This is a genomic window from Alienimonas chondri (assembly GCF_013036045.1).
Classification (GTDB): Bacteria; Planctomycetota; Planctomycetia; order Planctomycetales; family Planctomycetaceae; genus Alienimonas; species Alienimonas chondri.
In genome coordinates this window covers 1-10,758 of sequence record NZ_WTPX01000156.1, presented here as the reverse complement: position 1 = coordinate 10,758, position 10,758 = coordinate 1, and the positions used below count along the sequence as shown (strand labels likewise).

The 10,758-nt window shown below is 68.3% G+C and carries 9 protein-coding genes; 4 read left to right on the top strand and 5 right to left on the bottom strand.

Going from position 1 to position 10,758, the window contains the following annotated elements; genetic code table 11:
* The 3 genes from LzC2_RS17795 to LzC2_RS17785 form a co-directional block, all read right to left on the bottom strand.
* A partial coding sequence (locus LzC2_RS17795; protein WP_171189378.1) for an efflux RND transporter periplasmic adaptor subunit occupies positions 1–908 on the bottom strand: 908 nt, incomplete at its 3' end.
* 357 nt (positions 909–1,265) lie between these two features.
* Positions 1,266–2,660, bottom strand: coding sequence for a 6-phosphofructokinase (locus tag LzC2_RS17790; RefSeq protein ID WP_171189377.1), 1,395 nt, complete (start codon positions 2,658–2,660; stop codon positions 1,266–1,268).
* Between the two features lie 161 nt (positions 2,661–2,821).
* Positions 2,822–4,135 carry a glucose-1-phosphate adenylyltransferase gene (locus tag LzC2_RS17785; protein ID WP_171189376.1) on the bottom strand — a complete coding sequence of 438 codons (1,314 nt, stop codon included), beginning with the start codon at positions 4,133–4,135 and terminating at the stop codon, positions 2,822–2,824.
* A gap of 181 nt (positions 4,136–4,316) precedes the next feature.
* Here LzC2_RS17785 and LzC2_RS17780 point away from each other — a divergent pair, with 181 nt between their 5' ends.
* Together LzC2_RS17780 and LzC2_RS17775 are read left to right on the top strand one after the other, a co-directional pair.
* Entirely contained in the window at positions 4,317–4,745 is a 429-nt protein-coding gene (locus LzC2_RS17780; RefSeq protein ID WP_171189375.1) for a hypothetical protein, read from the top strand.
* A 66-nt stretch (positions 4,746–4,811) separates the two neighbouring features.
* Complete coding sequence (locus LzC2_RS17775; protein WP_171189374.1) at positions 4,812–5,423, top strand: prolyl hydroxylase family protein; 612 nt, start codon at positions 4,812–4,814, stop codon at positions 5,421–5,423.
* 306 nt (positions 5,424–5,729) lie between these two features.
* On the opposite strand, the gene LzC2_RS17770 is transcribed toward LzC2_RS17775, so the two are convergent.
* Positions 5,730–6,899, bottom strand: coding sequence for an alpha/beta hydrolase family protein (locus LzC2_RS17770; protein ID WP_171189373.1), 1,170 nt, complete (start codon positions 6,897–6,899; stop codon positions 5,730–5,732).
* A gap of 131 nt (positions 6,900–7,030) precedes the next feature.
* On the opposite strand from LzC2_RS17770, the gene LzC2_RS17765 reads away from it, so the two are divergent.
* Together LzC2_RS17765 and LzC2_RS17760 are read left to right on the top strand one after the other, a co-directional pair.
* Complete coding sequence (locus LzC2_RS17765) at positions 7,031–7,552, top strand: Cif family virulence factor (RefSeq protein WP_171189372.1); 522 nt, start codon at positions 7,031–7,033, stop codon at positions 7,550–7,552.
* A gap of 256 nt (positions 7,553–7,808) precedes the next feature.
* Entirely contained in the window at positions 7,809–8,411 is a 603-nt protein-coding gene (locus LzC2_RS17760; RefSeq protein WP_171189371.1) for a hypothetical protein, read from the top strand.
* Positions 8,412–8,660: 249 nt separating this feature from the next.
* Here the strand turns inward: LzC2_RS17760 and LzC2_RS17755 are convergent, their stop codons facing one another.
* Positions 8,661–10,208, bottom strand: coding sequence for an Lpg1974 family pore-forming outer membrane protein (locus LzC2_RS17755; protein WP_171189370.1), 1,548 nt, complete (start codon positions 10,206–10,208; stop codon positions 8,661–8,663).
* Positions 10,209–10,758 lie beyond the last annotated feature (550 nt).

Below are 10,758 nucleotides of genomic sequence, written 5' to 3'. Positions count from 1 at the left end.
AAATCGGCGCCGGCCTCGACCGCCTCGCCGGGCCGGGCGTGCAGCCGGGCGACCGTCAGCGGCGCGGCGGGGGCCGCGGGCGAACCCGTTCCCTCCCCGGCGTCCTGCTGGCGCACGGCCCGGCGACGCATCGCGACGGCGCGGACCACCGCGTCGTGCCGATCGGCGTGGTCGGGGTCGGACGGATCGTGGGGAACCGGCGTCGCGATCAGCACCTCGCGGACAAGGTTCCGCGACTCGGCGATCCCCTCGATCTGTTCCTCGGCCAGCCCGTGCAGCAGCAACGCCTGCCGTTGGGCTCTCAGCAGTCCTTCCAGCTTTTGGCGTTCGTACTCGCGTTCTAGAAGAACTTTTCCAGCCACGACGCCGCTGCCGGCCGCTTCGAGACGCCTGATCTCCCGGTTCTCGACGTCCAGCGCCTCCAGCGTGGTGAGGTAATCGGTCTGGGCGCGAACGACGTCTTCGTGAGTGAGCCGCAAGACGAACAGCGGTTCGCCCGGTTCGACGGCCTGGCCCTCGGTGATGAACACGTCGGTGAGGACGCCGGTCATCGGGGCGCTGACCCGCAGCGAACTGCGTCCGGGGATCTCCGCGACGACCGCGGGCACCTCGATGGTGCGGACGAAGTCGGAGATTGTCACTTCCCGGGTTCGCAGCCCCAGCGTGCCGCGGGCCTGCTCGGATAGACGAATTGTTTCGTACTGCTCGCCGGGAGCGGCGTGGTCCGCGTGGGGGTCTTCCCCGGCGGCCCCGGCGTCGGCCGCTTCGGTACCGGCGATCAGCCCGGAGGCCGAGGGCCACCACCAGCCGGCGGTCGCCACGCCCGCGACGATCAGCAATCCGGCGCCGAGCCAGGTGAGCCGCTCCGGCGTCAGCAGACGCCGGAAATCGAGTCGGGGGGCGCGCATCGAGACCTGTCCGTGGAAGGGGCGAACCCTGTCAGGTTAGCACGTCCTCTCGGAGGCGACAGAGGGGGGGCCAGGGCGATTGCTAAGTCTGGCGGACATCGCGGGGGTACTCCCCTCTCCCCTTTTTCGGGGAGAGGGGCCGGGGGTGAGGGGGCTCGCGGAGCGAGACGAACGTCGTTGAACCGTTCGGACCGTCACCCTCACCCCCAGCCCCTCTCCCTGAGGGAGAGGGGAGTCCGACGGCACGACTCGCCGCCAACTCGTCGCTTGGGACTTTGCAATCGCCCCGGGACGCTTGGCTACTCAGTTTCCGATCGGTTCCACCCGCCCCAATGAGAAGCGAGGGGAGCTGTGCCCTCACTCCCCCAGATGGCGGATTCGCTTCTGCATATCGACGTTGACGCTGGCGTAGCGGCGGCCGAGGTGGCCGGGCTGGAAGGTGTCCGACATCCAGAACTCCGTGTCGTCGCGGCCGAGCGCTTCGGTGAAGATCGTACGCAGATAATCCCGGCCGACCTTGGAGGGGCCGAATAGAAGATCGTCGTAGAACTCCGGGGCGACGGTGCGGGCGCGGATGATGCCCCAGCGATCCCGCAAACGGCTGGCGGGCAGGCTGTCGTAGGTGAAGCCGGTGCGCTCGCTATAGTTGAGGATGCTGACGGCGTTCGTATCTCCCTGGTGCAGCATATCGACGGCGTGGCCGCCGGACTGGACCGCGTGGAAGCGGTCGAAGTTGACCGGCCGCCCGCCCCGCTGGGTGTGGCCGATCTTCCGCGTGAAGATGGCCCGCTCGGCTTTGTCGTGCCCGTTGGCGCCGCCGAAGTAATCGTCGCCCAATCGATCCACGAGCTGCCGCTTTAATTCTTCCGCGGCGCCCTGGAAAATCACGTTGCCGCTGGGATCGGTGCTCGCCGCTTTGGCGCCGAGTTGTTCGCCAGTCGTATCCCGCACGCCCTCGCCGACGACGAGCACGACGTTGCGCTGTTGGTCGTACAGGCGTTTGACCTCCGTCTCGACGGCGTCCAGATCGATGGGGACCTCCGGGATCAGGATCATGTCCGGCTGGCCGTAGGCGCTGCCTAGGGCGATAAACCCGCTGTCGCGGCCCATCACCTCGACGATGGCGATGCGGCGGTGGCTTTCGGCGGTGGTGCGAATCCGCTGGACGCCCTGCACGACCACCAGCACCGCGGTCGCGTAGCCGGGGGTGGCGATGTTCACCATCGTGTCCCGGCTGACGAGCACGGGACTTTTACGTTTGATATAGGTCGGCTCGCCGACGCCCTCCGGGGTGTGCGCCGGGTCCTGGCGGAGCCAGTCGTTGGGTTCGCCGTCGTAGTTCAGGCCGAGGTCGTTATCGATCGTCTTGGGGGCGAGCACGCAGGGGAGGAATTCGCTGATGGGCTGCATGCCGTTGATCGTGCCGTCGCCGCCCACGCAGATCAGCGCCTCGATGCTGAGCTTCTGAAGACGTTCGACGGCGACGCGGCAGACGTCGAAGTTCTTCTCGCCGATATAATGCCGGCTGGACCCGAGGATCGTGCCGCCCTGGTGCGGCTGGAGTTCGGGGATCGGCTGGAGCAGCGGGTTGAGCCGCACGTGCGGCACCCGCGGGTCCATCATCCCGCCGAACCCCTTCATAATGCCGGACACGGAGATGCCCAGCTCGCTGGCCCGGCGGGTCACGCCGTACAGGGTCGCGTTGAGGGCGGGCGTATCGCCGCCGGCGGTGAGAACGCCGAGGTGCTTCATCGGAACGTGCGGGGGGTGGGGGGCGTCGGGAAGCCGACGAGCGCGACCGGAGTTTAGAGCGCCCACCCGTTCCCTGGAACGCGGAGGCCCTGTAACGCAGAGCGCCGGCCGGCCCTCTGCGTTACGAGAGTCGGCAAAACGCCGGGCCGCCGCGGGCGGATTCACATGCTCCAGCCGTCGGGCAGTTCGGTGTTCTTGGGGAGCACGAGGATGCCGTCCCGCAGCACGCCCCAGTCGTGATCGGCGTCCGGGGCGTGGTGGGCGCCGGCCGGCGCCGGCGGGGCGACGAAGTCGATATTCCGCCCGATCCGGCAGTTTTTGTCGACGATGGCGTGGGAGATCGTGCTGCCGTCGCCGACGCCCACCGGCGGGCGCCCGACGGAGAAATCGCCTTCGCGGTGGTGGGCTTCCTGATAGAAGTCCGCCCCCATCACCACGCTGTCGCGGATCGTCACGCCGTCGCCGATGTAAGACCGCAGGCCGAGCACGCTGTTCTCGATCGTGCAGTTCTCCCCGATGATGCAACCGTCGGAGATCAGGCTGCCGGTGATCTTGCCCCCGCCGATCCGCGAGGAGGGCAGATAGCGGGACTGCGTATAAATCGGGGCGGCGGCGTCGGCGAAGTCGAACGGCGGATTCTGACCCGCCAGTTGCAGGTTCGCTTCGTAGAAGCTGCGGATCGTCCCGATGTCCTCCCAGTACCCGTCGAACAGATGGGCCTGCACATGCTGAGAATTGATCGCCCGGGGGAAGACTTCCTTGCCGAAGTCCTCCGCGTCGTCGGCTTTCAATAAGTCGACCAGCACGTCGCGATCGAACAGGTAAATGCCCATGCTGCCCAAGCAGTCGCGGCCGTTGCTTTTGATGCCGCGGGCGTCCATCCAGGCGGGGTCGGTGCGGACGGCGTCGATCGCCTCTTCGGTCTGCGGTTTCTCCGTGAAGTCGGTGACGCGGCCGCCGTCGTTCAGCGTCATGATGCCGAACCCCTTGGCCTGCTCCCGAGTCACCGGCAGCGCGCCGATCGTCACGTCGGCTTTATTCTTCTTGTGGGTCGCCAGCATCTTGGCGTAGTTCATCCGGTACAGCTGATCGCCGGAGAGAATCAGCACGTGCTCGACGCCGTGCTGTTCGATATACCGCAGGTTCTTGCGGACGGCGTCCGCGGTGCCCTGATACCAGTCGTGCTCCGCTTCGTCCTGCGATTGCTGGGCGGCGAGGATCTCCACGAAGCCGCCGCCGAAGCGGTCGAATTTATAACTCTCGCGGATGTGCCGGTGCAGCGACACGCTGTTGAACTGCGTGAGCAGGTAGATCTGCTCCAGGCCGCTGTTCAGGCAGTTGGAAATGGGAATGTCGATCAGCCGGAACTTCCCGGCCAGCGGCACCGCGGGCTTGCTGCGCAACTGCGTGAGCGGGAACAGCCGCGTGCCTTTGCCGCCGCCGAGGATCAGACTAATGAGAGACGACCGGGCCATCGGGGATCTGTGGGTTTGGCGAAGCGCGGGGCGAAACGATGCGCCCCGAACCGTAACGGCCCGCCGTCACGGTTCCCACCGGACCGCCCCGATGGGGCGCGACTGACGCGTTCCCCTTGCGTGCGTTCGGCGGCAGCGGTCAGATTCGGTTCCGGCTCTCCCGATCAGGCGCCCTCTGAGCATGTCGCCCCGCAGCCTGGTCGCCCTGCCGATCTTCGTGTTCTCGCTGCTGCTGTGCGCCGATACGCACCAGCGTGCTCTATGCATCGCGCTGTCGAACGTCTTCGGGTACGTCTGGATCTCCCTGATCTGGCACGCGGAGCGCGGCCGGCTCGTTTGGTACTATCTCCTGTTCGTCGGGGCGGTCGGGCCGTTCACCTATTTCCGGGACGACCCCCAGAGGGATTTTATGATCTCCCTCGGGTACTCCGCCCTCTGGTATCACCTGTACCAACCGCTCGCGGCGTTGACCGTGCCCGCGGTGTCGTTCGCCGTTCGCTTCCGCCGCCGCACGCCGGAGCGGATGATCGAACCGTTCTTCTTTCGCAGCGCCTTTGAGATCCTGATCGGCGTGCCGGCGTTGACGTTCCTCATGGCGATGACGTCGTGAGCCTGCCCGCGTTGCCCGCGGCCCCCTTTACCCGCCGTCCCCGTCGCTCCTCACCCTGAGTCTCGTATGCCGCCCATCGAACCCGTCGCCGAGTGGCGGACCGACTGGATTCTCGTCGTCCGTGACCTCTACACGCCCGCCGAGTGCCGAGCGTTGATCGACGCTGCGGGGGCTTTGGGATTCGAGCCGGCAGACGTCCGCACTCGATCCGGTCCGGAGATGAGACCGGAGATCCGTACGAACGATCGCGCCGGCTGCGAGAACCCGGCGATCGCCGACGAACTCTGGAGTCGCATCCGGCCCCACCTGCCCGAAGCGCCCGACGGCCGCGCCGTGGGCGTCGACCAGTCGTTGAGGTTCTATCGCTACGCCGGCGCGCAGCAGTTCAAACGACATAAGGACGGCGTCTCCGTCGGGCCGGACGGCGAGCGAAGCCGATACTCCTACCTGCTCTATCTCAACGACGACTTTGAGGGCGGCGAAACGCGGTTCACCTTCGTGACCAAAGAGAGTGGAGAACGTCGTCAGGAAACGCTCGACGTGCGGCCGGAGACCGGCTCGGCGCTGCTATTTATTCACGACCAATGGCACGAGGGCCGGCCGGTCGAGGGAGGGACGAAATATGTCCTCCGCACCGACGTGCTGTATCGTGACAGCGACCCAAGCATGACTCTTTAAGCGCCCCGAGCCTCAAGAGAGAACGACCGATGTCACTCAATTTCTTCGCGGAGTTCTATCGCCGGTGATCCGCGGAGCATTGCCTGCCGAGCGACGACGAGACTTCTTCCGCAGTGGTTTGCGTCGTCGGTTGGGAGTGGCAGCCCGAGGCGCAAGCCGAGGCTGATTCAGTCTGCGAACATCGCACACCTCGGCTTGCGCCTCGGGCTGTCGAATCCTCAATGCAATTTCCTGGCGAGCCAAGGTTCTTGAATGTCCGTCGGCGTCACCCGGCCTCGGCTCGCGCCTCGGGCTGTCGAGGGGGCGTCACCACAGCATGCCCGGCTCGACGAGGGGGAGGTAATAGTCGATTGAATGGTCGGCCAGATTGCCGCCGAGGCGATTGCGGCCGAGGACGTTGGGGACGATGTCGTCGCCGTGCGTGATATAGGTCCATTTGCCGACCTTCAATCGCGTCTCCGCTCCGTTGGGGGCGCCGAGCATCACGGCGGCGACGTGTGCGTTCGATAGCCCCCGCCGCTGCCGGTCGGTGAGGACGGCGTGCAGTTGGGCGGCGCCCTGGGAGTGGCCGATGACCGTGATCGGCTGCGGGCGATCGATCATCGTCCGCAGTTCGCCGCCGGCCCCGAGAGGCACGTCGGCGAGGTTCAACAGCGATTCCGCGGCGTCCCCGAGGATCCCGTTCGTCTCGTTGTGCCAGACCAGCACCACCGCACCCAGTCGATCGGCGAGCGCCTGACCGGCCTCGACCGCGCGACCCCGCGTCGTCAACGCCCCGTTGATATAGACGATCGGGGAGTCCGTATATTGAATCGCGATCGGCCGGCCGTCGGCGTCGACGCCGGGGCGCACCGCCGTGAACCCCTTTCGTTGATACGGCGCCAGCCAATCGACGATCTGATACAAATCCAGCACGTCGTTGCGGGTCAGCGCCCGCAGCGGGCTGTTCACGTCGGTCGGATCGAGTCCGCGGCGTAACTCCCGCTTCGCCCGCTCCGGGTCGTTCGGCAGCGCGTCGAAGACACGGACGGGCACGGCGGCGAGTCGTTCGGCCCGACCGGCGACCTCCTCAAAACTCTCCGGCGTCGACCCCGCCCAGGGGATCACTCCGCCGAGGTCGGTGCGCGTCGCGTCGCTTGGCGCCAAGCCGGCCTGCTCCGCTTCGACCGGCAGATCGACGGCCTGCGGTTCGGGGGACGGTTCGTCGTCCGCCCCGCGCAGGCGGCGGACTGTTCGATCGAGGCGGTCGAGGGCCTGCTCGATCGATCGACGGGCGGGCTGGGTGACGGTCGCATCGAACCGTCGACCCTCCGCACGCAGTTCGTTCGTCTCCTCGCGGAGTTCGGCGGCGGTCCGCTCCCACGTTTGTTCGGCTCGCTCCAGCAGGTCGTCCGCCGCGGCGAGCGGGCAGGTCGCCCCGAGAGTTAGTAGGGCGACGACCTGCGGGAGGAAGCGGGGGCGTCGGCGGTTCGTCATGGTCCGTCTCCGTTCCGGGCGCTGCGGGACGCGGCGTGGGGCGGACTGGATCGTACCGCGGGTTCGACCAAACTCGAGACGCTGCCCCCGCTGATCCTGTTCCTCCCTCGCTCCCCGCCCGGACCGCCGCCGTGTCGATCGCGCTCTCCCCGCTGCTGTGCGCCGCCTTGCTGGCCGCCCCCCAACCTGTTGAGGAACCGACGGACGAACCGGCTGCTGACGGGGCCGCCGAACGAGTCGCGGCGGAACTCGACGTCTTCTGGGCGGAGGCGTCCCGGACGGTGCGCGACGGGGATTTCGACGGGTATGCGGCGCTGTATCACCCGGACGGCGTGTTCGTCAGCGACGTCCGCGGGACGGTCGCGCCGATCGGGGAGCAGCTCGCCAAGTGGAAGCCGGGGTTCGAGGAGACGAAGGCCGGCCAGACGGTCGCGGACGTGGAGTTTCGCTTCACCCAACGCCTGCACAGCCCGACGACCGCCCACGAAACGGGGTTGTTCCGATACGTCTCCCACGCCCCGGGGGAGGTCGGCGAGCCGGCGTACGTGCGGTTCGAAGCGTTGACGGTCCGCGGCCCGGACGGCTGGCGCTGGGTGATGGAACGGCAGCTCTCCGTGACGACGGAGCAGGCGTGGGAAGCGGCCGCGGAGTGAGGGGCCCGCGGCGAGGGCCGCGGGCGTCAAGCTGGAGGACTTTGCCGGTTCTGCGTGAATGTGTCGGTTTGACCGGTTGCGGGGGCTGTACGGGATGCGTAACGTCCCCCGCTTCGCCGCCAGATCGGAACCCGCAGCATGAGGCACGGGTCGGCCGAGGCGGCGAATTCCCTCGGCACGCAACCCCCCGGCCCACGCCTGATTGGCATTCGGGCCGGACCCTCTTGTGCGTGTTCCCCTCCCACCTCGGAGAGACATGACGATTCGCCCCCTCCTCGGTTCCGCCTTCGGTCTGGCCGCGGTTCTCGCCGTCGCCCCGATGGCGTCCGCCCAACTGCCGCAAGGCGTCGTGCTGAATCCCGGCGAGCGCCTGGTGACGCCTCAGGCCAACGCCTCGACCTCGGTTCGCTACCAGCAGCAGCCGACTCAACGGTACTCGACCCCGACGACGGTTCCGCAGCGCTCCGGCGTCGTGACCGTCGGCGGCTACCAGACGAACGGCGGCGTTCAGCAGGTCCGCGGCGTCCAGCAGCCCGGCGTGCGGTACTCCACCCCGACGCAGGTTCCGACGCAGTACGGTCAGCCGACCCAGTACGGCCAGCCGATGCAGCGCTCGCAGCCCTCCTCGCCGAGCGGCCTGAACGGCAGCGATCAGGCCCGCGCCCAGCAGGAGGCCAACATGATGGCCGCCCGCGGGATTCGCGGACACGTCGGCGGCACGATCGGCGCCTTCGAGGGCGTCGGCTGGTCCAGCGGCGGCATGCCCAACACCTGCACCCCCAGCCGTCCGATGCGGCTCACCGCGGACGCCATCGCCCACGGTCGCGGCGGCGTGTATCGCGTTCGCGCCTGGCGGTAAGGTTCCGCGGAACCACGCTCGACCGGTTCGCGAGTGAAGTGAACCGAGCGTCCCGGACGCTTCAAGCGTCCGGGACGCGGAGCGATCGCCGGCCGACTGCGGTCCCCCGACCGGGGTTCCGACTGCGGTCCCCAACCGCGGACCCGGCGATCGACCGGTGATTGATCGACCCATCAAACGACCCGACCCGTCCGCGAACTGCTCGCGGGCGGGTCGGGCGTGTTTCGTTTCAGGCGCCGCGGGGGCGACTCACCACTCGACGCCCATCGTGAGGTTGAACCCGGTGAAGCCCACGTTGCCGTTCTGCGAGCCGGGGCTGCCCACCCCGCCCCAGATGTGGCCCTCGTACGCCGCTTGGGTGAAGAACAGCGTGGTCGGGTTCAGCCAGGCGCTCCATTCGCCGCCGACCTGAAGTTCGCCGACGGGGACGAAGTCGTTGCGACTGCTGGATCCGATCGAAGTCACGCCGCCCTGCGACACGCGGGATTTCGTTTCGTTTTCGCCGGCCATCAGGGCGACGCGGGCGCTGGTGAGGAACGCGAACCCGCTGTTTCCGATCGGGCGGCGGGCCTCGGCGAAGCCGGTCAGACCGGCGCCGTGGAAGGTCGTTTCGCTGGTCGCCTGACCCGGATTGGCGCCGGTCACGACGGCGGAGTAATCCTGATCGAGCCGGGCGATCCGCAGACCGCCGCCGGTGTTCAGCAGCCAATGGCCGGCCCGCAGGCGGCGGGTGGCGTCGGCGTCGAAGTTGGAGAACTGCACCTCGCTGCGGGCCGTCAGGAGATCGCCGTTGACGGCGGTCACGATGCCGGCGGGGGCGTTGGTGGGATTGAAGAAGGCGGAGGGCACGGCGGCGCTGGTCACGCCGGCGGGCGTGCCGTCGAAGACCATGCGGTCGGAGTCGGCTTCCAACCCGCTGTAGGTCAGCCGCACGCCGATCGCGTCCGGGCGGATCAGTTCCGCGAAGATGCGGGAGCCGGTGGTCAGGTCGAAGTCGAACTCCTGCCGCGTACTGGTGGTGGTGCGGCCGGTGGCGGTACGGAGGATCGCCGCGGTGCCGTCGCCCTGGGTGGGGCGGAGGAAGAGGAAGCCGTAGCCGGCGCTCAGGCCGCAGGCGTCGGTCGCGGTGGCGTGGGTGTAAAACTTGCCGCACCGGCCGAACTTGTTGCACACGACCGGGCCGCCGCAGGCGAGATCGCCCTCGCAGGTCGGATCGCAGGTGCCCGGGGTGCAGCCGACCGTGCCGCAGGAGCCGCACACGCTGTCGCACAGACCCGTATCGCAGCCGTAGGAACTCCCGTACGAGCCGCCGTAGCCGCCGCCGTACGTGTCGCAGCAGCCGTCGTCGCACAGCATCTCGCCGTAGCCGCCGGGGCCGAGGTTCCCCCCGTACTCCCCGCCGTAGACGCTGTCCGCGACGACCGGCCCGGCATAGCCCGGTTCGTCGAAGACGTACTGCTCGCCGCCGTATCCCGCGGCGGACGCCACCCTGGGATACTCGGTCGAGCGCACCTGCGGGTAGGATTCGGCGACGATTTCGCCCCCGCCGGACACGCTTCGGTACGCGGTGTGCATCTGGGGATCGGCGTGGACGCCGCCCGTCATTCCGCCGCTCATCGATCCGCTGGACACGGGCTGTCCGTACACGGCCCCCGCGCCGCCGTCGAGCACGATCGCCTCCCCCGCGGGAACAGCGTATTGCTGGGCGAGAGCATGCGGTGCGACGCACGCTTGTGCGGCATAGAGGAGCGCCCCCGACAACAGGGCGGCCGTCCGCGAGTGCATGAGGGTGGGCATCGGAGCAGACTCCGGCCGCGGAGCGCGACGGTTCGCAGACGGGGCGACGACGATCGGAAGGTTCCATGCGCCGACTCCCGGCGGTTCGCCCCGAGGAGGGGGGAACGGACCGGGCGCCGTGCGGGAACGGATCGCCGCGACGAACGTCCGCGAGGCCGACGGCCTCGGGCGTAAACGGGTTGAAACGAAAGGTGCTTGGAGAGCGGCGGAGGGTGTAGGTCCGCCGGCGCCCGCGGGTCAAGAACACTTCGCGCCCTCATTTTGTGCGCCCGATCTCGTGGGTTCCGCGGCGCTCGCGTCGGTTTCGCTCAAGCCGCGGCCTCGCTCAAGTCTCGGTTCGATCTTGCCGAGGCGCCGGGCATGTTGGGGGACGGCCCGATGGAGGACGGACGACATCAGTTCATACTGGGCCGTCCGATTCGATCAGCGCCCCACACTCTCCCATGACGTTCGTCCCGACCGCCCCGCTGCTCGCCGCGTTGCTCACGCCGGGGATTTATTTCCAAGAGGCGACCGTTCCGCCGCCGGACCCGCCGGCGCCCGCGGACGC